At 71.4% G+C, this 24,692-nt stretch carries 18 protein-coding genes; 13 read left to right on the forward strand and 5 right to left on the reverse strand.

Features of this window, described 5'->3' with window-relative positions; genetic code table 11:
• Positions 1-427 precede the first annotated feature (427 nt).
• The 6 genes from leuS (at position 428) to ACFC96_RS23425 (ending at position 10,421) form a co-directional block, all read left to right on the forward strand.
• Complete coding sequence (leuS, locus tag ACFC96_RS23400; RefSeq protein WP_376613934.1) at positions 428-3,325, forward strand: leucine--tRNA ligase; 2,898 nt, start codon at positions 428-430, stop codon at positions 3,323-3,325.
• Between the two features lie 197 nt (positions 3,326-3,522).
• A complete protein-coding gene (locus ACFC96_RS23405; protein WP_376613936.1) occupies positions 3,523-4,269 on the forward strand; it encodes a hypothetical protein in 747 nt (248 codons plus the stop codon).
• Positions 4,270-4,332: 63 nt separating this feature from the next.
• Positions 4,333-5,178, forward strand: a complete 846-nt coding sequence (locus ACFC96_RS23410) for a DegV family protein (protein ID WP_376256109.1) — start codon at positions 4,333-4,335, stop codon at positions 5,176-5,178.
• A 647-nt stretch (positions 5,179-5,825) separates the two neighbouring features.
• The gene (locus ACFC96_RS23415) at positions 5,826-6,665 is read left to right on the forward strand and encodes a helix-hairpin-helix domain-containing protein (protein WP_376613938.1); all 840 of its coding nucleotides are present in this window, start codon (positions 5,826-5,828) and stop codon (positions 6,663-6,665) included.
• Positions 6,662-9,316, forward strand: a complete 2,655-nt coding sequence (locus tag ACFC96_RS23420; protein ID WP_376613940.1) for a ComEC/Rec2 family competence protein — start codon at positions 6,662-6,664, stop codon at positions 9,314-9,316. Before ACFC96_RS23415 ends, ACFC96_RS23420 begins: the two co-directional genes overlap by 4 nt.
• 223 nt (positions 9,317-9,539) lie before the next feature.
• The gene (locus ACFC96_RS23425; RefSeq protein ID WP_376613942.1) at positions 9,540-10,421 is read left to right on the forward strand and encodes a YceI family protein; all 882 of its coding nucleotides are present in this window, start codon (positions 9,540-9,542) and stop codon (positions 10,419-10,421) included.
• Positions 10,422-10,592: 171 nt separating this feature from the next.
• On the opposite strand, the gene ACFC96_RS23430 is transcribed toward ACFC96_RS23425, so the two are convergent.
• Complete coding sequence (locus ACFC96_RS23430; RefSeq protein WP_376256101.1) at positions 10,593-10,838, reverse strand: hypothetical protein; 246 nt, start codon at positions 10,836-10,838, stop codon at positions 10,593-10,595.
• Between the two features lie 57 nt (positions 10,839-10,895).
• On the opposite strand from ACFC96_RS23430, the gene holA reads away from it, so the two are divergent.
• Positions 10,896-11,882 carry a DNA polymerase III subunit delta gene (holA, locus tag ACFC96_RS23435; RefSeq protein WP_376613944.1) on the forward strand — a complete coding sequence of 329 codons (987 nt, stop codon included), beginning with the start codon at positions 10,896-10,898 and terminating at the stop codon, positions 11,880-11,882.
• A gap of 267 nt (positions 11,883-12,149) precedes the next feature.
• Here holA and rpsT read toward each other — a convergent pair whose 3' ends face one another.
• Positions 12,150-12,416 (reverse strand): 30S ribosomal protein S20, encoded by a 267-nt coding sequence (rpsT, locus tag ACFC96_RS23440; protein ID WP_100594244.1) that lies wholly within the window; start codon positions 12,414-12,416, stop codon positions 12,150-12,152.
• 220 nt (positions 12,417-12,636) lie between these two features.
• Between rpsT and lepA the strand changes: the two genes are divergently transcribed.
• Positions 12,637-14,496: a translation elongation factor 4 gene (gene lepA / locus ACFC96_RS23445; protein WP_376256097.1), complete on the forward strand. Its 1,860-nt coding sequence runs from the start codon at positions 12,637-12,639 to the stop codon at positions 14,494-14,496.
• Positions 14,497-14,760: 264 nt separating this feature from the next.
• Complete coding sequence (locus ACFC96_RS23450) at positions 14,761-16,647, forward strand: AMP-dependent synthetase/ligase (RefSeq protein WP_376613946.1); 1,887 nt, start codon at positions 14,761-14,763, stop codon at positions 16,645-16,647.
• A 158-nt stretch (positions 16,648-16,805) separates the two neighbouring features.
• Here the strand turns inward: ACFC96_RS23450 and ACFC96_RS23455 are convergent, their stop codons facing one another.
• On the reverse strand, positions 16,806-17,111 hold the full coding sequence (locus ACFC96_RS23455) for a hypothetical protein (protein WP_376613948.1): 306 nt from the start codon (positions 17,109-17,111) through the stop codon (positions 16,806-16,808).
• Between the two features lie 423 nt (positions 17,112-17,534).
• Between ACFC96_RS23455 and ACFC96_RS23460 the strand changes: the two genes are divergently transcribed.
• Together ACFC96_RS23460 and hemW are read left to right on the forward strand one after the other, a co-directional pair.
• Positions 17,535-19,487 (forward strand): SpoIIE family protein phosphatase, encoded by a 1,953-nt coding sequence (locus ACFC96_RS23460; RefSeq protein WP_376613950.1) that lies wholly within the window; start codon positions 17,535-17,537, stop codon positions 19,485-19,487.
• A gap of 54 nt (positions 19,488-19,541) precedes the next feature.
• Positions 19,542-20,774, forward strand: coding sequence for a radical SAM family heme chaperone HemW (hemW, locus tag ACFC96_RS23465; RefSeq protein WP_376613952.1), 1,233 nt, complete (start codon positions 19,542-19,544; stop codon positions 20,772-20,774).
• 39 nt (positions 20,775-20,813) lie between these two features.
• On the opposite strand, the gene ACFC96_RS23470 is transcribed toward hemW, so the two are convergent.
• Positions 20,814-21,641 carry a DUF3097 domain-containing protein gene (locus ACFC96_RS23470; protein ID WP_376256089.1) on the reverse strand — a complete coding sequence of 276 codons (828 nt, stop codon included), beginning with the start codon at positions 21,639-21,641 and terminating at the stop codon, positions 20,814-20,816.
• Between the two features lie 34 nt (positions 21,642-21,675).
• Complete coding sequence (locus tag ACFC96_RS23475) at positions 21,676-22,407, reverse strand: MBL fold metallo-hydrolase (protein ID WP_376613954.1); 732 nt, start codon at positions 22,405-22,407, stop codon at positions 21,676-21,678.
• A gap of 121 nt (positions 22,408-22,528) precedes the next feature.
• On the opposite strand from ACFC96_RS23475, the gene hrcA reads away from it, so the two are divergent.
• Together hrcA and dnaJ are read left to right on the forward strand one after the other, a co-directional pair.
• Positions 22,529-23,545 (forward strand): heat-inducible transcriptional repressor HrcA, encoded by a 1,017-nt coding sequence (gene hrcA / locus ACFC96_RS23480; RefSeq protein ID WP_266564353.1) that lies wholly within the window; start codon positions 22,529-22,531, stop codon positions 23,543-23,545.
• Entirely contained in the window at positions 23,546-24,682 is a 1,137-nt protein-coding gene (gene dnaJ, locus ACFC96_RS23485) for a molecular chaperone DnaJ (protein WP_376256085.1), read from the forward strand.
• Positions 24,683-24,692: the final 10 nt, after the last annotated feature.

Consider the following 24,692-nt stretch of genomic DNA (forward strand, 5'->3'; position numbering starts at 1 on the left):
GGCGACTCCGAATGGTTCGGCAAAGTGGTCCCGCTGCCGCACTCTAGGTCGACCCATACCAGCCAGTACGAGGTTTGAGTTATCTCGTTGTTATCTATCGGAGGTGTGGACTTTGTGTTGCCCCGATAGGGGGCGGTACGCGGGGTAACCCTTGGCCCATGCACCTTCCGAGGGCCTCCTTCGGCCCTTGCGCGGCCGCCCCGAGGCCCTCCCCGGTAAGCCCGTCGCGGCCCGTGTGGGCCCTGCGGTACCCTGACGCCATGCGTGCCGTACGCCTTCTGCTTAGCGAGCCGCGCTGATCAGTCCCGACCGCTGACGAATCGCGGATCGGAATCGGCGCGGCGCCCCCTCCTGTGCGAGGGGCATTTTTGTTTGGCCAGCGCGGTCAGTTCCGTAAGCAGAGACGATCGATGGAGCTTTGAGGATCATGAGCGAGACGAATTCCGCTGCCGCTTCCGAGGTGGCCGCGCCGCACCGCTACACGGCGGCGATGGCCGCCGACATCGAGGCACGCTGGCAGGACTTCTGGGACGCCGACGGCACGTACGAGGCGCCGAACCCGAGCGGTGACCTGGCGGGTGACACGGAGGCGGCCAGGGCGCTGGCCGCCAAGCCGAAGAAGTTCGTCATGGACATGTTCCCGTACCCCTCGGGTGCGGGCCTGCACGTCGGCCACCCGCTGGGCTACATCGCCACGGACGTCTTCGCGCGCTTCCAGCGCATGACCGGGCACAACGTCCTGCACACGCTGGGCTTCGACGCCTTCGGCCTGCCCGCCGAGCAGTACGCCGTGCAGACGGGCACCCACCCGCGCACGTCCACCGAAGCCAACATGGTCAACATGAAGTCCCAGCTGCGCCGGCTGGGCCTGGGCCACGACAAGCGCCGGTCGTTCGCCACGATCGATCCCGAGTACTACAAGTGGACCCAGTGGATCTTCGTCCAGATCTTCAACTCCTGGTACGACGGCGAGGCGAAGAAGGCCCGTCCGATCGACCAGCTGATCGCGCAGTTCGAGAGCGGTGAACGCGCCGTACCGAACTCCACGCGCGCGTGGCACGAGCTGAACGCCGCCGAGCGGGCCGACGTACTGAGCGAGTACCGGCTGGCGTACGCCTCCGAGGCGCCCGTCAACTGGTGCCCGGGCCTGGGCACCGTCCTGGCCAACGAGGAGGTCACGGCCGACGGCCGCTCCGAGCGCGGCAACTACCCGGTCTTCAAGGCCAAGCTGCGCCAGTGGAACATGCGCATCACCGCCTACGCGGACCGCCTGCTGGACGACCTGGACGCCCTGGACTGGCCCGAGGCGATCAAGCTGCAGCAGCGGAACTGGATCGGCCGCTCCGAGGGCGCCCGCGTCGACTTCCCCGTCGGCGACGAGGCCATCACCGTCTTCACCACCCGTCAGGACACCCTGTTCGGCGCCACCTACATGGTCCTGGCGCCCGAGCACGACCTGGTGGACCGGATCGTCCCCGCCGCCTGGCCCGAGGGCACGCACGACGTCTGGACGGGTGGCCACGCGACCCCCGCCGAGGCCGTCGCCGCGTACCGCAAGCAGGCGGCCTCGAAGTCCGACGTCGAGCGCCAGGCCGAGGCCAAGGACAAGACCGGCGTCTTCACCGGCGCGTACGCGACCAACCCGGTCAGCGGCGAGCAGGTCCCCGTCTTCATCGCCGACTACGTCCTGATGGGCTACGGAACCGGCGCGATCATGGCCGTCCCCGCCCACGACACCCGCGACTTCGCGTTCGCGCGCGCCTTCGAGCTGCCGATGCGCTGCGTCGTGGAGCCCTCGGACGACCGCGGCACCGACACCTCCACGTGGGACGACGCGTTCGCCTCCTACGACGCGCGGCTGGTCAACTCGACGAGCGAGCAGATCTCCGTCGACGGCCTGGGCGTCACCGACGCCAAGGCGCGCATGACCGAGTGGCTGGAGCGCACCGGCATCGGCCGGGGCACCGTCAACTTCCGCCTGCGCGACTGGCTGTTCAGCCGCCAGCGCTACTGGGGCGAGCCCTTCCCGATCGTCTACGACGAGGACGGTGTCGCCCACTCGCTGCCCGAGTCGATGCTGCCGCTGGAGCTGCCGGAGGTCGACGACTACAGCCCCCGCACGTTCGACCCGGACGACGCCGACACCCAGCCCGAGACCCCGCTGTCCCGCAACGGCGACTGGGTCCACGTCACGCTGGACCTGGGCGACGGACCCAAGAAGTACCGCCGCGAGACCAACACCATGCCCAACTGGGCGGGTTCGTGCTGGTACGAGCTGCGCTACCTGGACCCGCACAACAGCGAGAAGCTGGTCGACCCGGCCATCGAGCAGTACTGGATGGGCCCCCGCGAGGGTCAGCCGACCGGTGGCGTCGACCTGTACGTGGGCGGCGCCGAGCACGCCGTGCTGCACCTGCTGTACGCCCGCTTCTGGTCGAAGATGCTGTTCGACCTGGGCCATGTCTCGTCGGCCGAGCCGTTCCACAAGCTGTACAACCAGGGCATGATCCAGGCGTACGTGTACCGCGACAGCCGCGGTATCGCGGTGCCCGCCGCCGAGGTCGAGGAGCGCGACGGCGCGTACTTCTACGAGGGCGAGAAGGTCTCCCGTCTGCTGGGCAAGATGGGCAAGTCCCTGAAGAACGCCGTCACCCCGGACGAGATCTGCGCCGAGTACGGCGCGGACACCCTGCGCCTGTACGAGATGGCGATGGGTCCCCTGGACGTCTCGCGGCCGTGGGACACGCGCGCGGTGGTGGGCCAGTTCCGTCTGCTGCAGCGCCTGTGGCGCAACATCGTCGACGAGGCGAGCGGTGAGGTCACCGTCGTCGACAACACCGAGGAATCCGCCATCGACGAGACCACGCTGCGTGCCCTGCACAAGGCGATCGACGGCGTCCGCCAGGACCTGGAGGGCATGCGGTTCAACACCGCCATCGCCAAGGTCACCGAGCTGAACAACCACCTGACCAAGGTCGGCGGCCCGCTGTCACGCAGCGTGGCCGAGCGCCTGGTGCTGCTGGTCGCGCCGCTGGCCCCGCACATCGCGGAGGAGCTGTGGCGCAAGCTGGGCCGCACCGACTCCGTCGTCCACCAGGACTTCCCCGTCGCCGACCCCGCGTACGTCGTGGACGAGTCCGTGACCTGCGTCGTGCAGATCAAGGGCAAGGTCAAGGCGCGCCTGGAGGTGTCCCCGTCGATCTCCGACGAGGAGCTGGAGAAGGTGGCCCTGGCCGACGAGCGCGTCGTCGCCGCCCTGGACGGCGCGGGCATCCGCAAGGTCATCGTGCGGGCGCCGAAGCTGGTGAACATCGTTCCCGCGTGAGCGGTGACAGCCGGCTCGCGTGAGCGCTGACATCGGCCTCGCGTGAGCGGTGGCCGGTGCCGGGCGACCACTCCGTCCCACCGGATCAGGGTTGTTCCCTACGGGCAGGTTGGGGGTTCCGATGGAACCTCCGGCCTGCCTTTTCCGTTTACGGTGGAAGAGGCGGACGGACCGCCGACCTTGTCGGGAGGAGCGTCATGGGAGAGGCAGTGATCGCGATCGTGGCGCTCATGTTCGTACTGTTCCTGGCCCTGGGCGCGTACGCGACGGTGAAGGTCGTCGGCGCCGCCAAGCGCGGAGTGGACCGCACGGTCGCGCAGGCCCGCCGGTCCGTCGAGGACACCACGCTCAAGGCGCGGACCTTCGTGCAGCCGGGCGCGGCCGGCGAACTCGCGCAACTGCGGCTCAAGCTGCGTACGTCGATGAGGTCCACGCAGGACGCGCTCCACGCGCGCGTGGCCGAGGACGCCTCGCTCAAGGAGTCGCTGGACCTGTTCGCCCGGCTCAGCGTGCACGGGCACGAGCTGGACGACGACCTCAAGCGGCTCGAGACCGAGCCGGACAAGGCGCATCTCGCCGAGCTCCTGCCCGACCTGCGCAAGCGGACGGAGCAGATCACCGCGTCGTCCGACTCCCTGCGCCGGGCGGCCAGGGACCGCGCCCACCGGATCGCCGATGACGACCTGGATTCCCTGAGCGCCCAGATCGACATCGAGGCCGGCGCGCTGCGGCACTGGACGACCGAACCGGCGCCCGAGCCCGCGCGGACGCCGCCCTCGTGGCCCGAGGCGCCGGCCTCGGAGCGCCCTGCCGCGCATCAGACCTGGCCAGGGAGTGCGCAGGGCGGGCAGGCCGAGGCGCCCGACCGGCCCGCGCTCTCGCCCACCGACCCGCGCCCGGCCTATCCTTGGCAGAAGAAAGCCCGCCCGGAGAGCACGACTTGACGTGTGACCGGACCACCGGGGCCGGGCTGCCGTCCACCGGCCCGGGCAGGTAATCTCCAGCTCATGTCCCGCCATGTCGCGATCGTCACGGATTCAACGGCCTACCTGCCGCAGCGGACGATGGAGCGCCACGGCATCATCGCGGTCCCTCTGACCGTGGTCCTTGGCGACCGGGCCCTCGAAGAGGGCGCCGAGATCTCCACCCGCTCACTCGCCGAAGCCCTGCAGAAGCGCCGGCCGGTGACCACGTCCCGGCCCAGCCCCGAGATCTTCGCCGCCACTTATCGCAAGCTGGCCGAAGACGGGGCGACCAGCGTCGTCTCCCTCCATCTGTCGTCCGAACTCTCCGGCACCTACGACGCCGCGGTACTCGCCGCGCGCGAGGCGCCGCTGCCGGTCAGAGTCGTGGACACCGGCATGGTCGCGATGGCCCTCGGTTTCTGCGCGCTGACCGCCGCCGAGGCGGTCGACGGCGGCGGCACGGTCGACGAGGCCGTGACCGCGGCCGAGAAGCGGGCCGCCGCCACGTCCGCGTTCTTCTACGTCGACACCCTGGACTACCTCCGCCGCGGTGGCCGCATCGGCACCGCCCAGGCCCTGCTCGGCTCGGCGCTCGCGGTGAAACCGCTGTTGCAGCTCGAAGGCGGTCGTATCGAACTGCTGGAGAAGGTGCGCACGTCGTCGAAGGCGATCGCCCGGCTCCAGGAGATCGTCGCCGAACGCGCGGGAGCGGGTGAGGTCGACATCGCGGTGCACCATCTCGCCGCGCCGGACAGGGCGGCGACGTTCGCGGACCGATTGCGGGAGCGGGTGCCGGGGCTCAAGGACCTTCATGTCAGCGAGGTCGGCGCGGTGATCGGTGCGCACACGGGGCCGGGGTTGCTGGGGGCGGTTGTTTCGCCTCGCTGAGGTGAGGTGCGGTGCTGTGCACCGCGGTGCGGTGCTCTGGGCCGGGGTGTGGTCCGTGAGTGGGGCTGCGCTTGTGGGTGACGGAGTTATCCACAACTGCCTGGTTTTCCCCGAGAATTGAGCAAGATCACCGCGGTCTCGGCGGAGTGCCTAGCGTGCGTGGCATGGCACTTGGATCAGCACATTCAGGGACATCGGTACGTTCACAGGGATCGGTACGTTCAGAGACGCTGGACGCGGCCGCGGGGCATGTGGCGGCGTCGGGGGTGACGTCCGGCGCCGGGGCGACGTCGGGGACGTGGCAGCGGCGTAGGAGGGTGCGGCGGCGCTACCGGCAGGCGTCGGCCGAGGCGTTGAGGTTGCGGGCGGAGGCGTTGTTCGCCGAAGGGCGTGGGGGGCCGCCGGGTTCACCGGGTCCTTCCGGCGCGCCGAGTCCCTCGCCCGGTCCTCCAGATCTGCCCGATCCACCGGGGGTGCCGGATCCACCGGGGGTGCCGGATCCGCCCGGTCCCGCCGAGTGGGCGCCGCCGGTGCGTCCGCCTCTTCCAGTGTGGGCCGGGACGGTCCCTTCCCGTCCCTCCCGGTGGGCTCGGGCCCATGCCGATGCCGATGCCGATGAGGGCGAGGTCGGGGGCGGGGTGGGTGCGGTGCCGGGGGAGTTCAGGGAGGACTGGGACGGTTCTGCGGGCGAGGCGGAGAGGGACGCGGCCTCGTGGCGGGAGCGGGCTGGGCTCGCCGTGCGGGAGCGACTGCCGCTGTGGATGCAGACGCGATGCGGGCTGGAGCGGCGGAGCGTGATCGCTCTGGTCGTGGTCCTGGTCACGGCGGCGGGCTTCGCCCTGCACCACTTCTGGACCGGACGGGCTCAGCCGGTGAGCGTGCCCGAGGTGGTCCGGTCGGCGGCGCTCGGGGAAGCGGCGGGTGGTTCGTCCGCAGCCGGTCAGGAGCCGGGCGCCGGGCGGTCTGCACCCACCGCGTCCGGGGCGTCGGCTGTGGGCGGTGCGGACGGGGCGGCCGGGGCGTCGGGGGCGGGGATCGTCGTGGACGTCAGCGGGAAGGTGCGGAGTCCCGGGATCCATCGGCTGCCGGCCGGTTCCAGGGTCGCCGACGCGTTGCGCGCCGCCGGAGGGATCCGCCCGGGCGTGGATCCCACGGGAATCAACCGGGCACGACTGCTGGCGGACGGTGAGCAGGTGGTCGTGGGCGCGCCGGCGGCACCGGGAGGGAACGGCTCGGCGGGTTCTGCGGGTGCTGGTTCTGCCGGGACGGCGGCCGGAACCGGGGCCGCGCCTGCGGGGCCGATCGGGCTCAACACCGCTACCGCAGAGCAACTCGACACGTTGCCGGGCGTCGGCCCCGTGCTGGCCCAGCACATCATCGACTACCGCACCGAGCACGGAGGCTTCCGTTCCGTCGACGAGTTGCGTGAGGTCAACGGCATCGGTGACCGGCGATTCTCCGATCTCCAGAATCTCGTACGGCCATGAGGGGCGCAGGAGTTGTACCGGCCTCGGACCCCTCCTCGGGTGACTCGAACCCTCGGCAGGAGGGTCCGGCGGACCTCCGTCTCGTCCCTCCGGCACTCGCGGCATGGGTCACGGCCGCGTTGACCCTGGACGCTCCGGCGGTCTGGGTGACGGCTCTGGCGCTGACCTGCGCGGCGGTGGCCGGAGTGCTGTTACTCGAAGGGGCGACGCGGGGGCGGTGCGGAAGGGCGGAGCCACCGCGTCCGCCACTGCAGCCCTCGCTCCCGGAACGGGGGTCACCTCCGTCCCGCCCTCTCCGCCGAGTGTTCTCGTTCTGGCCTCGCATGTCCGTGGCCGCCGTACTGCTGTGCGTTGCCGCCTCGGCGGCCTCGGCCGCCTTGCACGGCGCGGATCTGACGCGCGGGCCTGTCCCCGGGCTTGCCCGGCAATTCGCGCGGGTGACGGTCGAGTTGGAGGTGACGGCCGACCCGCGACTGACGCGGCCCCGCGTGACGGGGGACCACTCGGCCCCCTCCTCCGTCGTCATCGCCGCCGATGTGCTGAGAGTCGGCACGCCGGGCGGGTCCTCGGGTGGTGCCGGGACGCGGGTGCGCACTCCGGTCCTGGTCCTCGTCGACGTGGACCGAGCCGCCGCGGGGAGGACGCCGTGGCTGTCGCTCCTGCCCAGCACGCGGCTGGTCGTGCGCGGAGGGCTCGCACCCGCGTCGGCCGACGGAGGCCGGGTCGCGGCCCTGCTCCGTGTCGGGCGGGACGAGAGCCCGCGGGTCGTCGGCGCGCCCTCCACGGCTCAGCGGTTCGCGGGGAAGCTGAGGGGTGGCCTGCGGGAGGCGACCGAGGGGCTCCCGGGGGATGCGCGCGCCTTGCTTCCCGGGCTGGTCGTCGGGGACACCTCGCGGGTCCCGCCCGAGCTGCACGAGGCGTTCGAGGCCACCGACCTGCTGCACCTGACGGCGGTCAGCGGGGCGAACTTCACCATCCTGCTCGCCCTGCTCATCGGCCCGCCCGGCACCGCGCACCGGGCCGAGCGCCGTGGACTCGCGCCGAGCCTGGGGATCCCGCTTCGGGCAACGGCTGTGCTCGGCGGCGCGCTCACGCTCGGCTTCGTGATCGTGTGCAGACCTGAGCCGAGCGTGCTCAGGGCGGCGGCCTGCGGGTGCGTCGCGCTGCTCGCCATCGGCACCGGGCGCCGCAGGTCCCTGATCCCGGCCTTGGCCACCGTCGTACTGCTGCTGGTGCTGTACGACCCCTGGCTGGCTCAGAGTTACGGGTTCCTGCTGTCCGTCCTGGCCACGGGGGCGCTGCTGACCCTGGCACCGCGCTGGAGTGCGGCACTGCGACGGCGCAGGTGTCCGCCGCGACTGGCGGAGGCGCTCGCCGCGGCCGGCGCGGCGCAGGCGCTGTGTGCGCCGGTGGTCGCGGTCATCGCCTCACGGGTGAGTCTGGTGGCGGTGCCCTGCAATCTGCTCGCGGAGTTCGCGGTCGCGCCGGCGACGGTGCTGGGGTTCGCCGCGCTGGCCGCCGCGCCGGCGGCGATGCCGGTCGCGAAGGCCTTCGCCTGGTGCGCGAGCTGGCCCGCCGGATGGATCGCGGACATCGCACGCGCGGGGGCCGCACTGCCCGGCGCAGGTGTGGAATGGCCCGGTGGCCCGAGTGGCGGGCTGCTGCTCGCCGTCGTCACTCTGGGCGTGGTCCTGGTGGGCCGTCGGGTGCTCAAGTCTTCGTGGGCCATGGGGACATGTGTGCTGCTTCTGGTTCTCGTGGTCATGCAGCCGAGGCCCTTGACCCGAGTGATCACGGGGTGGCCTCCGCCGGGGTGGCGGATGGTGATGTGCGACGTGGGGCAGGGGGACGCGCTGGTGCTCGCGGCGGGTGCGGGGGCCGGGGTGGTGGTCGACGCGGGGCCGGACCCGGTGCTGGTCGACCGGTGTCTGCGCTCGCTCGGGATCACCCGGGTCCCACTCGTCCTGCTGACCCACTTCCACGCGGATCACGTCGCGGGTCTGCCCGGGGTGTTGCGGGGGCGTGAGGTGGGGGCGATCGAGGCGACGGGGTTCGACGAGCCGCCTGAACAGGTGCGTTTTGTCCAGGGGTTGGCGGAGGCGCGGCACATCGCGATGACCCGGGCCGTCGCGGGGGAGCAGCGGCGGACGGGCCGGCTCGCATGGCAGGTCCTGTGGCCGCCGCCGCGACCCGCCCCGGACCCGGACGGCCCGAACGACGCGAGCGTCACGCTGCTGGTCCGCACCGCCGGTCTCACCCTGTTGCTCATGGGGGATCTCGAACCACCGGCGCAGCGCGCCCTGTTGAGGTCCCCCGCGGCGGCGGCGCTGCCACCCGTGGACGTTCTCAAGGTCGCCCACCACGGCTCGGCCTACCAGGATCCGGTTCTCCTGCATCGGATCGCGCCCCGGCTCGCCCTGATCTCCTGTGGTGAGAACAACCCCTACGGACATCCGTCGGCGCGTACGGTCGCGGAGTTGCGGGCCGGGGGAGCGGCGGTCCTCCGGACGGACCGGGACGGGGCGTTGGCGGTCACCGGGTCCGGGCATGGCGGGCGGGGGTCGGACGGTTCCGGGCAGGACGGGCACGGGTCGGACGGTTCCGGTGAGAGGGACGGGCTGGGGCTCGGTGTCGTGACGAGCGGGGATTGACGGTGTGCCGCGCCACCGTGGTGAGCGCGCTGTTACCCGCTGGTAGAAATGCCCTTGAGCTGGCGAAACGGTAAGCGGAATGGGTAATTCGGGCATCTCTTTACTAGGGGTAACACTCTCGGGCATTCCCGCGATGTGGGCCTGTGTTGCCCCGAATGCCTCAACGATGGTCGAATGGATCTTCGTTGATGGTGGTGTCAAGTTTCACTGGGGTGTCTCGCACATGTTCGGCCGCTGGCTGGGAAACCGTACGAACCGGGCTCAACGAACAAGTCCGCTCGCGGGGGTGAGCGTGCCACCCGGTGCGGGGTTCGTCAGCTGCCGGGTGCTCGACCCCGTCAACGAGCCTGTGCGCGGCGCCGAGTTCGCGGTGAGCGACGCCATGGGGCGCACGGTCGTGAGCGGCGGGGCCGACCCGTTCGGCTCGTTCGTCGCGGCCGTGCCCGCCGGCGACTACCGGCTCGCGGTCACGGCGGAGGGCTACACGCCGTACCGGGGGAGCGCCTCGGTCGGCGACAGCGCGCACGCCTCTCTCGGTGACGTCATGCTCCAGGTCGCCCAGCCGCCCGCCCTGCCCGGCGCAGGGGACTGGGAGATCGAGCCGATGCACTCGTCGGTCGGGTTCACGGCGCGGCACATCGGACTGGCCCGGATCCACGGCCGGTTCAACACGTTCGCGGGCGCGCTGCGCATCGCCGAGCGGGTCGAGCAGTCCGCGATGCACGTGGTCATCGACGCGTCGTCCATCGACACGAACGTGAAGATGCGCGACGACCACCTCAGGTCGGCCGACTTCCTCGACGTGGACCAGTTCCCGACGCTCGAGTTCTACAGCGAGCGGTTCACGCACAAGGGCGGCAGCCGCTGGGCGATCACGGGCGCTCTCTCCCTGCACGGTGTGACGCGTACGGTCACGCTCGACGCGGAGTACCTGGGTCTCGGCAACGGCATGGAAGGGGAGACCCGTGCGGCCTGCCGCGCCACCACGGAGCTGCACCGCGACGACTTCACGGTCAACTGGCAGACGATGCTGGCCCGTGGGATCGCGGCGATCGGCTCCAGCGTGACGATCGAGCTCGACATCCAGATCGTCCCCAAGGGCTGACACCTCCAGCCAGCCCCGGCCCCCCCCGTAGCCCCGGCCGGCGCTTGCTCCGGCCCAGTGGTCCCGCTCGGGGGCTGCCCCGGTCGGCGCCTGCCCCGGTCGGCGCCTGCCCCGCCCTCCGCAGCCTCGCCCGGGGCTGCTGGGGCTGCTGGGGCTGCCGGGCCGCCGCGGCTAAGGCGCTTCGAGCCAGCCCTCGTGTTCCGCGGCGAATGCGTCGAGTGAGGCGGCGTCGAGGCGGCCGGTGGGGTCCTCGATCACCACGAGCCACTGGGCGTCCTCGGCGTCGTCCTCCCCGGCCAGCGCGTCCCGGACGAGCTGGGGCTCCTCGGTGACGCCGAAACGGTCGGGAAGCTCCTCGGCCACCTCTTCCGCGGCATCGCGGTCGGGCAGCACCAGTACATGTCGTGCATCGGTCACCCGCCCATTCTCCGGCACGGCGGGGGTTGTCAGTGCCGCGTGGGATGCTTGACCGCGATGGCCAGGAAGACTGCAACAGACGACGTGCTCGCCCCTGTCACCCTCGCCGTGGGGCAGGAGGACCTCCTGCTCGACCGCGCCGTGCAGCAGGTGGTGGCGGCCGCCCGCGCCGCCGACGCGGACACCGATGTGCGTGACCTCACGTCCGATCAGCTCCAGCCCGGCACGCTCGCCGAACTGACCAGCCCGTCGCTCTTCGCCGAGCGCAAGGTCGTGGTCGTACGCAATGCGCAGGACCTCTCGGCCGACACGATCAAGGACGTGAAGGGCTACTTCGCGGCTCCTGCCGAGGAGATCACGCTGGTGCTGCTGCACGCGGGCGGCGCCAAGGGCAAGGGGCTGCTCGACGCGGCCCGCAAGGCGGGCGCCCGCGAGGTCGCCTGCCCCAAGATGACCAAGCCGGCGGACCGGCTGGCGTTCGTGCGCAGCGAGTTCCGGGCGATCGGCCGTTCCGCGACGCCGGAGGCGTGCCAGGCCCTGGTCGACTCGATCGGCAGTGATCTGCGGGAGCTGGCGTCCGCCGTGACGCAGCTCGGCGCGGACGTCGAGGGCACGATCGACGAGGCGGTCGTCGCGCGGTACTACACGGGCCGGGCCGAGGCCTCCAGTTTCACCGTCGCCGACCGGGCGGTCGAGGGCCGCGCCGCGGAGGCGCTCGAGGCGCTGCGGTGGTCGTTGTCGACGGGGGTGGCGCCGGTGCTGATCACCAGCGCGCTCGCCCAGGGGGTCCGCGCCATCGGCAAGCTGTCGTCGGCGCGCGGCGGCCGGCCCGCTGATCTCGCCCGTGAGCTGGGGATGCCGCCATGGAAGATCGACCGGGTGCGTCAGCAGATGCGGGGCTGGACGCCGGACGGCGTGGCCGTCGCGCTGCTGGCCGTCGCCGAGGCCGACGCGGGCGTCAAGGGTGGCGGGGACGATCCCGAGTACGCCCTGGAGAAGGCCGTCGTCACCATCGCGAGGGCCGCGCGTTCCCGCCGCGGCTGAGCCGTCCGACGGCGGGTCCTGGGGCACGTATCCACGTATCCGCCTGAATGCCAGAACCCCGCCTGCACGCCAGAAACCCCGCTCGGCCGTCCTGGGGAAGGACCGCTGTGCGGGGTTTCAGGTTCACGCTCGATGGATCCGCACCCGCGTGGCGAACGCAGTCGCGTGCAGATCCGGGGTGCCGGCCGGGAGCGGAGAGAGAGGGCCCGCTCGGGTCCGTCCGGCGATCACATCAAAGGAGTGCCCGTCCCGTGAGGGAGTGGGTACTCAGCCCTTGAGGGAAGAAGCCTTGGAAGCAAGCGCCGACTTCTTGTTGGCGGCCTGGTTCTTGTGGATGACGCCCTTGGAGACGGCCTTGTCGAGCTTGCGCGAAGCCTCGCGCGTGAGCTCCTCGGCCTTCTGGGTGTCACCGGCGGCAACGGCCTCGCGAGCCTTGCGGATCGCGGTCTTCAGGGAGGACTTGACAGCCTTGTTGCGCTGACGAGCCTTCTCGTTGGTCTTGATCCGCTTGATCTGGGACTTGATGTTCGCCACGAAATGAGCCTTTTCAGGTTCAGGCACGCGAGCTCACGCCCACGTGCCGGTGATTTCTCTTGAAGTGCCTCGTGCTGAGAGGGCAAGAGACACAGCTGTCAACGTTACCAGCCGTGCTCCGAGCCTCCCAAACCGGGCGCAGTCCCGCGTCCGTGGGACCATGGAACCTACGTATCGATCCGACCCGAGGCGACAGGCGCCTCAAGAGACAGGACCCTGCGTGCCCGCGACCCCTAACAATGTGCCCGAGCCGAGCCGTACCGCCCCGGCTCTGATCCGCAATTTCTGCATCATCGCGCACATCGACCACGGCAAGTCCACGCTCGCCGACCGGATGCTCCAGCTGACCGGTGTGGTCGAGCAGCGGCAGATGCGTGCTCAGTACCTCGACCGTATGGACATCGAGCGCGAGCGAGGCATCACGATCAAGTCCCAGGCGGTGCGTCTGCCCTGGGCCCCGAGCGAGGACCCGGGCAACACTCACATCCTCAACATGATCGACACCCCGGGGCACGTGGACTTCACGTACGAGGTCTCACGGTCCCTCGCGGCCTGTGAGGGCACGGTCCTGCTGGTCGACGCGGCCCAGGGCATCGAGGCGCAGACTCTCGCCAACCTCTACCTGGCGATGGAGAACGACCTCAAGATCATCCCGGTTCTCAACAAGATCGACCTGCCGGCCGCCCAGCCCGAGAAGTTCTCCGAGGAGCTCGCGAACCTCATCGGCTGCGACCCGGACGACGTCCTGAAGGTCTCCGCGAAGACGGGCCTGGGCGTCGAGGCGCTGCTCGACAAGGTCGTGGCCGACATCCCGGCCCCGGTCGGTGTCGCCGACGCACCCGCCCGCGCGATGATCTTCGACTCGGTCTATGACTCCTACCGCGGCGTCGTGACCTACGTCCGAGTCGTCGACGGTCAGCTCAACAAGCGTGAGCGCATCCGGATGATGTCCACCGGCGCCACGCACGAGCTGCTCGAGATCGGCGTCTCCTCTCCGGAGATGACCCCGGCCGACGGCATCGGCGTCGGTGAGGTGGGCTACATCATCACCGGCGTGAAGGACGTCCGTCAGTCCAAGGTCGGTGACACGATCACCTCCCTGAACAACGGCGCCACCGAGGCGCTCGGCGGCTACAAGGACCCGAAGCCGATGGTCTTCTCGGGCCTGTATCCGCTGGACGGCTCGGAGTACCCGGACCTGCGCGAGGCCCTCGACAAGCTGCAGCTCAACGATGCCGCGCTCGTCTATGAGCCGGAGACCTCGGCCGCCCTCGGCTTCGGCTTCCGCGTCGGCTTCCTCGGCCTGCTCCACCTCGACGTGATCCGTGAGCGCCTGGAGCGCGAGTTCGGGCTCGACCTCATCGCCACCGCCCCCAACGTGGTCTACCGCGTGGCCATGGAGGACGGCAGCGAGCACACGGTCACCAACCCGAGCGAGTTCCCCGAAGGCAAGATCGACAAGGTCTTCGAGCCGGTCGTGCGCGCCACGATCCTCGCTCCCAGCGAGTTCATCGGCTCGATCATGGAGCTCTGCCAGACCCGCCGGGGCACGCTGCTCGGCATGGACTACCTCTCCGAGGACCGCGTCGAGATCCGCTACACGCTGCCGCTCGCGGAGATCGTCTTCGACTTCTTCGACCAGCTGAAGTCCAAGACGCGGGGCTACGCGTCCCTGGACTACGAGCCCACCGGCGAGCAGGACTCCAGCCTGGTCAAGGTCGACATCCTGCTGCACGGCGACAAGGTCGACGCCTTCTCCGCGGTCACGCACAAGGACGCGGCGTACGCGTACGGCGTGCGGCTGGTCGCCAAGCTGCGCGAGCTCATCCCGCGGCAGGCCTTCGAGGTGCCGATCCAGGCCGCCATCGGCTCCCGGGTCATCGCCCGCGAGACGATCCGCGCGATCCGCAAGGACGTCCTCGCCAAGTGCTACGGCGGTGACATCTCTCGTAAGCGCAAGCTGCTCGAGAAGCAGAAGGAGGGCAAGAAGCGCATGAAGATGGTCGGCTCCGTCGAGGTGCCGCAGGAAGCCTTCATCGCCGTGCTCTCCAGCGACGACAGCGGCTCGAAGAAGAAGTAGGCCGGTCGGCACAGCTGTCCGGAGGCCCGCCACGCGTCAGCGCGGCGGGCCTCTTGATTTCCCGGCATTGTTGTGCGGGCCTTTTGTGGGGGCCGTGTGTACAGCGGCTGTCGACAAGAAGTGACAGGCTGCGGCCCCTTACGCGCCGGGCGACTGCGCTCTACTCTGATCACTGCTCGGTAGTTACTCGCCAGTTAAACAAAATCCGCCAACAGCCAGCCGCGCCCAGTCTCGCCGCGCTGCCGCGGGCCCCCGGAGGACGTCGTGAGCGACACACAGACCCTGATCGAGAACCGCCCGCCGTCCGTGGCGGCCCTCTTCCTGGAGCGCGTGGCGGCCACGCCGGATACCGAGGCGTACCGCTACCCGGTACCAGCCGCCGGTGAGGGCCCCGACGAGTGGAAGTCGCTGAGCTGGGCGCAGGCCTCGACGCGGGTCTACGCGATCGCGGCCGGCCTGATCGAGCTGGGTGTGCAGCCGGAGGAGCGGGTCGCGCTCGCCTCCTCCACGCGGGTCGAGTGGATCCTGGCCGACCTCGGCATCCTGTGCGCGGGCGCCGCGACGACCACCGTGTACCCGCAGACCAACGCCGAGGAGTCGGCGTTCATCCTCGCGGACTCGGACAGCAAGGTCCTGATCGCCGAGGACGCGGCGCAGCTGGCCAAGGCCCGCGAGCGCCGGGCCGAGCTGCCGGATCTCGCCCATGTCGTCGTCATCGACGAGGCCGGGGTCGAGCCGCACGCCGCGGACCCCGAGGGCTGGTTGCTCACGCTCGCCGACCTGGAGAAGCGCGGCGCCGCGTACCTGGAGAAGCACCCGCACCTGATCAAGGAGAAGGTCGGCGCGATCACCGCGGACCAGCTCGCGACGCTGATCTACACCTCCGGCACCACCGGCCGCCCCAAGGGTGTGCGCCTCCCGCAGGACAACTGGTCCTACATGGCGAAGGCCATCGCCGCGACCGGCCTGGTCGGCCCGGACGACGTGCAGTACCTGTGGCTGCCCCTCGCGCACGTCTTCGGCAAGGTGCTCACCTCCGGGCAGATCGAGGTCGGGCACGTCACCGCTGTCGACGGCCGCGTGGACAAGATCATCGAGAACCTGCCCGTGGTGCAGCCGACGTACATGGCCGCGGTGCCGCGCATCTTCGAGAAGGTCTACAACGGGGTCGCGGCCAAGGCGCGGGCGGGCGGCGGCGCCAAGTACAAGATCTTCCAGTGGGCCGCCGAGGTCGCGCGCGAGTACGCGAAGGTCAGCCAGGACAACTTCCGCAGGACCGGTTCGGCCTCGGTGCCGTTCGGGCTCGGCGCCAAGCACAAGGTCGCCGACGCGCTCGTCTACTCCAAGCTGCGTGAGGCGTTCGGCGGCCGGCTGCGCGCCTGCGTCTCCGGCTCCGCCGCGCTCGCCCCCGAGATCGGCTACTTCTTCGCCGGCGCGGGTGTGCACATCCTGGAGGGCTACGGCCTCACGGAGACCTCCGCCGCGTCCTTCGTCAACCCCGGCGAGGCGTACCGCACCGGCACGGTCGGCAAGCCGGTGCCCGGCACGGAGGTGCGGATCGCGGACGACGGCGAGATCCTGCTGCGCGGCCCCGGCGTCATGCAGGGCTACCACGGGCTGCCCGAGAAGACGGCCGAGGTCCTGGAGTCCGACGGCTGGTTCCATACCGGCGACATCGGTGAGCTGTCGCCCGACGGCTACCTCAAGATCACCGACCGCAAGAAGGACCTGATCAAGACCTCGGGCGGCAAGTACGTCGCGCCCGCCGAGGTCGAGGGCCAGTTCAAGGCCGTGTGTCCGTACGTCTCGAACATCCTGGTGCACGGCGCCGACCGGAACTTCTGCACGGCGCTCATCGCTCTCGACGAGCCGTCCATCCTGGAGTGGGCCAAGGACAACGGGCTCGAGGGGAAGGCGTACGCCGACGTGGTCGCGGCCCCCGCCACGGTCGAACTGGTCGAGGGCTACGTCAAGGAGCTCAACCAGGGCCTCCAGAAGTGGCAGACCATCAAGAAGTTCAAGCTCCTGCCGCGCGACCTCGACATCGAGCACGGCGAGCTGACCCCGAGCCTGAAGCTGAAGCGGCCGGTCGTCGAGCGCGAGTACGGGCACCTGATCGACGAGATGTACGCGGGTTCGCGCGAGAAGTGACGCCCCGCGTCACCGCTCGAGGGATGCGTCGCGGTCCGCCACCACGGTGTGCGGCCGCGGCGCATCTCCCGTAACGGCTCCTGCGTCTGCGTCACCTGGCTGCGCGGTCGACCGCCTCGGTCACGTCCCGCCAACTCCCGGACGGGCCCGCGCCTCGGTCACGTCCCGCCAACTCCCGGACGGGCCCGGCGCCCGGCGTGTCCGCCGAGCCGGCCCTCGGCGCCGGCCTCGCGTGCCACCCGGGTCATCTCGCCCGTGAAGTCCGTGAGGCCCGTGAAGCCCCTGAACAGGGCGAGCCGGTCGACCATTTCGTTCACGGCGCGGCCGAGGCGGCGCAGGTTCCCCCAAGCTGACGGTTCCCGTCGTGCGGGCCGACCCGCTGCGTGAGGTCGCACCGCCACCGCTTCCAGGACGCGCGTCGCGTCCGCTGCCAGGTCCGCCGGCGCGCCGGTGATCGTGTTCACGCAGTTCATCCGCGACGCCCGCGTGCCCTGCCCCGGGCTCGCCTCGACCCGCTCGTCGAGCCGCCCGTGCGCACGATCTCCCGCCGCACACGCGTCGGTCCGGCGTCGTGGTGCCGGCTGCGGTCCATGGCCTGGCTGACCATCGCGCCGAGTTCGGCCCCAGACCCTCCCTGATCGCCGGTGTCTCGGTGAAGCCGCCGTCCCGCGCCGCCGTCCCGCGCCGCCGTCCCGCGCCGCCGTCATCGCGGCGAGCGGCGCGCGCGGTCCGGTGGCGTCGATCCGGCCCGGATCGAGAGCGCGCGTAGCACTGTTCTCGCTCATGGTGGTCCACTTCGGTAACTCGGTGCTTATGGACGGGTCCGGTCTGTCACTCTGTCCGTGTCGCCTGAGGCGTCATTGCCCGAACTGCTCAGGAGCCGCACCGTGGGGTCCATTCCGCTGCAACGGGAGACCGCCTACGCCACCGACGAGCCCTCCCGTCCGCCGGGAGCACCGGCCGCCGTGCGGACCTCGCTGCCCGGAAACCCGCTGGCCCCCGCCGCCGCCCGCCGCTTCGTACGGGGAGCTCTCGCCGACTGGGCCGAGCTCGGTCTGACCGCCACGGCCGGTGGCGGCGACCGGCTCACCGACGACGCCGTGGTCGTACTCAGCGAACTCGTCACGAACGCGGTCGTCCACGCGGGCACCAATGTCGAGCTGCTGTGCCGTCTGGAAACCGGCCGTCCCGACGACCCGGACGGCGGGTGCGCGCCCGCCGCCCTCGTGATCGAGGTCTCCGACCACCACCCGGCCCGCGCCGTCCGCAGCGACCGCACCGACCCGGGCCCCGACACCCCCGAGTGCGGGCGCGGCCTGCGCCTCGTGGCGTCCCTCTCCGACGCCTGGGGCATCACGTACCAGCGGGGCACCAAGACCGTCTGGGCCCGCCTCCCCGTCGACGGCGCCGAGCCGTGGGGCGGTGACCTCGAGGCGTTCCCCGGCGCAAGAACCTTTCAGCGCGGGCCGCGCGCCGCCGACATGCCGGCTCTCGCGCCGCGCCGCTTCCCGCACGACCAGGACTGGGTCAACCGCGGCGCGCTCTCCTTTCTCGCCGAGGCGTCCGATCTGCTGGCCGGACAGCTCGACGAGGACCAGGTCGCCTCACTCGCCGGGCAGATGCTGGTGCCGCGCCTCGCCGACTGGTGTGCCGTGTGGCTCGACGACGAGGACGGCAGGCCGGACCGGGGAGCCGCCGACCGGGCGGGCCGCGGCACCGGCGCCCTCGCCACGCCCCGCCTCGCCCGCGTGTGGCACACCAGCGAGAACCGCATGGAGGAGCTCCGCAAGATCCTGGAGAAGGACCCGCCGCAGCCCACCGACGCGGCGCGCAGCGCGGCCGTCCCCGTGCCGTGGCCCTTCGAGTCCCTCGGCGGTGATCCGGCCGGCGCCGCGCTCGCCTACCGCCTCAGCGCGGGCGGTCGCGCGGTGGGCACCCTCCTCATCGGACGGGCCGGTCTGACCCGCTTCCCCGACGAGGTCACCGGCCTCGTCGAGGACTTCGCCCGCCGCGTCGCCCTCGCCGTCAGCGCCGCCCGCCGCTACGCCCGCCAGGCCACGATCAGCCGCATCCTCCAGCGCGGACTGCTGCCCTCCGGCGTCGCCCGGATCCCCGGCATCGAGTCCGCGCTCGTCTACGAGCCGCGCGACGCGGGCGGCCCGGGCGGCGACTTCTACGACGTGTTCCCCGCCGGTGACGGCCGTTGGTGCTTCGCGCTCGGCGACGTCCAGGGAAAGGGCCCCGAGGCGGCCGTCGTCATCGGCCTCGCCCGGCCCTGGCTGCGGCTGCTCGCCCGCGAGGGGTACCAGGTCGCCGAGGTCCTCGACCGCCTCAACCGGCTCCTCCTCGACGACGCCACGGAGGCGGCCGACGCCGCGGCGCGCGCGCTCGCCGCCGCGGACGGCCAGGGCCTCACCTCCGAGGGCGCGCCCCGCTTCCTCTCCCTGCTCTACGGGGAGCTGGTGCCCACCGAGGACGGGATGCGCTGCACCCTGGCCTCCGCCGGACACCCGCTGCCGCTCCTGCTGCGGCCCGACGGCCTGGTCGTGTCCGCCGCCGAGCCCCAGGTGCTCCTCGGCGTCGTCGACGACCCCGGCTACACCAGCGAGAGCCTTGTGCTCCACGACGGCGACACCCTCCTGTGTGTCACGGACGGAGTGACGGAGCGCCGGGACGGGCACCGCCAGTTCGACGACGGAGACGGCCTCTCCCGCGCCCTCGCCGGCTGCAAGGGCCTCACCGCGCACCTGCTCGCCGAGCGGATCAGACGCCTGGTCCACGAGTTCTCCGAGAGCCCGCCGGACGACGACCTCGCCCTCCTGGTCCTCCAGGCCCGCTGACCTTGCACAGCGACGACCGGCGAGGCAACCCCACGGCTGCGGGACAATGGGTCCATGCCTTCCGCACTCCCCGACGGTGAGCCCGTCCCCGACGGCGGCGCGCTGCCCGCCTCCGCCCTGGCCGGGGCGGCGGACCGGCCCCTCGGGTTCTATCTGCACGTCCCGTACTGCGCCACGCGCTGCGGCTACTGCGACTTCAACACGTACACCGCGACCGAGCTGCGCGGCTCCGGCGGTGTGCTCGCCTCCCGTGACAACTACGCGGACACCCTCGTCGACGAGGTGCGCCTCGCCCGCAAGGTCCTCGGCGACGACCCGCGCCAGGTGCGCACCGTCTTCGTCGGCGGCGGCACCCCGACGCTCCTCGCGGCAGACGACCTCGTACGGATGCTCGGGGCGATCCGCGACGAGTTCGGGCTCGCGCCCGACGCCGAGGTGACGACGGAGGCCAACCCCGAGTCCGTCGGCCCCGCCTACCTGGAGACCCTCCGCGAGGGCGGCTTCAACCGGATCTCCTTCGGCATGCAGAGCGCCAAGCAGCACGTCCTGAAGATCCTCGACCGCACCCACACCCCCGGCCGCCCCGAAGCCTGCGTCGCCGAGGCGCGCGCCGCGGGCTTCGACCACGTCAACCTCGACCTGATCTACGGCACCCCCGGCGAGAGCGACGACGACTGGCGGGCCTCGCTGGAGGCCGCCATCGGCGCCGGGCCCGACCACGTGTCGGCGTACGCGCTGATCGTTGAGGAGGGCACCCAGCTCGCCCGGCGCATCCGCCGAGGCGAGGTCCCGATGACGGACGACGACGTCCACGCGGACCGCTACCTGATCGCGGACGAGGTCCTCGGCGGGGCGGGCTTCGACTGGTACGAGGTGTCGAACTGGGCCACCACCGACGCCGGGCGCTGCCTGCACAACGAGCTGTACTGGCGCGGCGCCGACTGGTGGGGTGCGGGCCCCGGCGCGCACAGCCACGTCGGCGGGGTGCGCTGGTGGAACGTGAAGCACCCGGGCGCCTACGCCGGGCGCCTCGCACAGGGGCACTCGCCCGGCGCGGGGCGCGAGCTCCTGTCGGACGAGGACCGGCGCGTCGAGCGCATCCTGCTGGAGCTGCGCCTCTTGGAGGGCTGTCCCCTGTCGCTCCTGAAGCCTGCGGGCCGCGCCGCCGCCGGCCGGGCCCTGTCCGACGGCCTGCTCGAAGCGGCCCCGTACGAGTCCGGGCGCGCCGTCCTCACCCTGAGGGGACGCCTCCTCGCCGACGCGGTCGTCCGCGACCTCGTCGACTGAGGCGGGCCCCCGCACTCCTGGGACGGCCCCCTGACCGTCCTAGGAGTGGTCCCCGGGCAGCGTCACGAAATCGATCAACTCCTCGACCCTGCCCAGGAGTTCGGGCTCCAGGTCGCGGTAGCTGTGCACTCGCGACAGGATGTGCTGCCAGGCCGCGCCGGTGTTCTCCGGCCAGCCGAGCGCCCGGCACACGCCCGTCTTCCAGTCCTGGCCGCGCGGCACCCGGGGCCACGCCCGGATGCCCACGGCCGACGGCTTCACGGCCTCCCACACGTCGATGTAGGGGTGGCCGACGACCAGCGCGTGCTCGCCGGTGACCTGCGCTGCGATGCGCGACTCCTTCGACCCGGGCACGAGATGGTCGACGAGGACGCCGAGCCGCGCGTCGGGCCCCGGGGCGAATTCCGTGACGATCGCGGGCAGGTCGTCGACGCCCTCCAGGTACTCCACGACCACGCCCTCGATGCGCAGGTCGTCGCCCCAGACCCGCTCCACCAGCTCCGCGTCGTGCCGGCCCTCCACATAGATGCGCCCGGCCCGCGCGACCCGGGCCCGCGCCCCGGGCACCGCGACCGACCCGGAGGCCGTGCGGGTGGGGCGTACGGGCGCGGCGGACACGGGACGTACGAGGGTGACGACCCGGCCCTCGAGCAGGAAGCCGCGCGGGTCCATGGGGAACACCCGGTGCTTGCCGAAGCGGTCCTCCAGGGTCACCGTCGGGCCCTGGGCCGTCTTCTCGCAGCGGACGACCGCTCCGCAGAACCCGGTCGTGACCTCCTCGACCACGAGATCCACGTCCGCCGCCACCTCGGGCGCGGCCTGCTGCTTCTTCCACGGCGGGGTGAAGTCGGGGGAGTACTGACGCATGGTGCAGACGATAGGAGTGCGAACGGCCGTGCGGTTACGACACGCCGAAACGCGCCGCCAGCGCGTCACGCTGCGCACGGACAAACTCCGCATTCACCGCGGCTCCGTGCCCAGGAACGTACACGGCATCTTCACCGCCCAGCTCCAGCAGCCGGTCCAGGGCGGCCGGCCAGCGGCTCGGCACCGCGTCACGGCCCGCCTGCGGCTCGCCCGACTCCTCGACCAGATCGCCGCAGAAGACGATCTCGGGCGTGCCCGGCACCAGGACGGCCAGGTCGTGCCCGCTGTGCGCCGGGCCCACGTTCGCGAGGAGCACCTGGAGTCCGCCGCCCAGATCGAGCGTCCACTCCCCGCACACGCGGTGCTGCGGCACGACCAGCACGTCAGTGGCCTCGGCCGCCTCCTCGCGCGGTACGCCGTGGGCCACCGCGGACGCCCGCAGCTCGTCGCGGCCCCGCGTGAACACCGTGTCGATGCCCGCGGCTCCGTACACCTCGACACCCGCGAACGCCGCCGTGCCCAGAACATGGTCGAAATGGGGGTGCGTCAGCGCGATATGCGTCACGCGCGCGTGCGGGCCCATCAGGCGCCGGGTGTCCGCGCGCAGCGCCGCACCCTCACGAAGTGATGAACCCGTGTCGACGAGCAACGCCGCCCCGTCGCCCACCACAAGGCCCGTCGTGCAGTCCCAGCCCGGCAGCCGGACCCGCCCCGCCCGAGCGGACAGCTCCTCCCAGCCCATCGCATTCCAGTCCAGGTCGTCCATGGGCCCGACGCTAGCGCCCTTGCCGGGCCCGTACCCACCGGCCGTACACTGACCCGGAGACCATTGGCACTCGGCCGCACCGAGTGCCAGCCGCGGACGACACAGCTGGAGGTGCGCGCGAATGCTCAGTGAACGCAGGCTCGAAGTGCTGCGCGCCATCGTCCAGGACTACGTGGGGACCGAGGAGCCGGTCGGCTCCAAGGCGCTCACCGAGCGGCACAGCCTCGGCGTCTCACCGGCGACGGTGCGCAACGACATGGCGGCGCTCGAGGAGGAGGGGTTCATCGCCCAGCCCCACACGAGCGCCGGGCGGATCCCGACCGACAAGGGCTACCGCCTGTTCGTGGACAAGCTGACGGCGGTCAAGCCGATGACGGGGCCCGAGCGCCGCGCCATCCAGAACTTCCTCGACGGCGCCGTAGACCTCGACGACGTCGTCGGCCGGACCGTGCGGCTGCTCGCGCAGCTGACGCGGCAGGTCGCCGTGGTGCAGTACCCGTCCCTGACGCGGTCCACCGTGCGCCACGTGGAACTGCTCTCGCTCGCCGCCGCCCGCCTGATGCTCGTACTGATCACGGACACGGGGCGGGTCGAGCAGCGGATGATCGACTGCCCGGCGCCGTTCGGCGAGACCTCTCTCGCCGATCTGCGGGCCCGGCTCAACAGCAGGGTCGCGGGACGTCGCTTCGCGGACGTGCCGCAGCTGGTGCAGGACCTGCCGGAGTCCTTCGACGCGGAGGACCGCGGCACGGTCGCGACGGTGCTCTCCACTTTGCTGGAGACGCTCGTCGAGGAGACCGAGGAGCGGCTGATGATCGGCGGCACCGCCAATCTCACCCGCTTCGGACATGACTTTCCCCTCACCATCCGGCCCGTTCTCGAGGCCCTTGAAGAGCAGGTCGTGCTCCTCAAGCTCCTTGGTGAGGTCAATGATTCGGGCATGGCCGTACGGATCGGTCATGAGAACGCCCATGAGGGACTCAGCTCTACCTCTGTGGTCTCGGTCGGCTACGGTTCGGGCAGCGAGGCAGTCGCCAAGCTCGGCGTGGTCGGACCGACCCGCATGGACTATCCGGGAACGATGGGAGCAGTACGCGCAGTGGCACGTTACGTCGGACAGATCCTGGCGGAGTCGTAAGTGGCCACGGACTACTACGCCGTACTCGGCGTGCGCCGCGACGCCTCCCAGGACGAGATCAAGAAGGCCTTCCGAAGGCTGGCCCGTGAGCTTCACCCGGACGTGAATCCGGACCCGAAGACTCAGGAGCGGTTCAAGGAGATCAACGCCGCCTACGAGGTGTTGTCGGACCCGCAGAAGAAGCAGGTCTACGACCTCGGCGGCGACCCCCTCTCGCAGGCGGGCGGAGGCGGGGCCGGCGGCTTCGGCGCCGGTGGCTTCGGGAACTTCTCCGACATCATGGACGCGTTCTTCGGGACGGCGTCCCAGCGTGGTCCCCGCTCGCGCACGCGCCGCGGCCAGGACGCCATGATCCGGCTCGAGATCGAGCTGGACGAGGCCGCCTTCGGGACCACCAAGGACATCCAGGTCGACACGGCCATCGTCTGTACGACCTGCAGCGGCGAGGGTGCCGCGCCCGGCACGTCCGCGCAGACCTGTGACATGTGCCGCGGCCGCGGCGAGGTGTCCCAGGTCACGCGGTCCTTCCTCGGCCAGGTCATGACCTCGCGGCCGTGCCCGCAGTGCCAGGGCTTCGGCACGGTCGTGCCGACGCCGTGCCCGGAGTGCGCCGGCGACGGCCGCATCCGCTCGCGGCGCACGCTCACCGTGAAGATCCCGGCCGGTGTCGACAACGGCACGCGCATCCAGCTCGCGGGCGAGGGCGAGGTCGGCCCCGGCGGCGGCCCCGCCGGTGACCTGTACGTCGAGATCCACGAGCTGTCGCACCCCGTCTTCCAGCGGCGCGGCGACGATCTGCACTGCACCGTCACCATCCCGATGACGGCCGCGGCGCTCGGCACGAAGGTGCCGCTCGAGACGCTCGACGGCCTCGAGGAGATCGACATCCGGCCGGGCACGCAGTCCGGTCAGTCGGTCCCGCTGCACGGGCGCGGCATCACGCACCTGCGCGGCGGCGGTCGCGGCGACCTCATCGTGCACGTCGAGGTCCTGACGCCGACGAAGCTGGACCCCGAGCAGGAGCGGGTGCTGCGTGAGCTGGCGAAGCTGCGCGGCGAGGAACGTCCCACGGGGCAGTTCCAGCCCGGGCAGCAGGGACTGTTCTCGCGGCTCAAGGACGCGTTCAACGGCCGGTAGGCGGATTCGG

Origin of the sequence: Streptomyces sp. NPDC055955, from assembly GCF_042270245.1 — a bacterium.
Classification (GTDB): domain Bacteria; phylum Actinomycetota; class Actinomycetes; order Streptomycetales; family Streptomycetaceae; genus Streptomyces.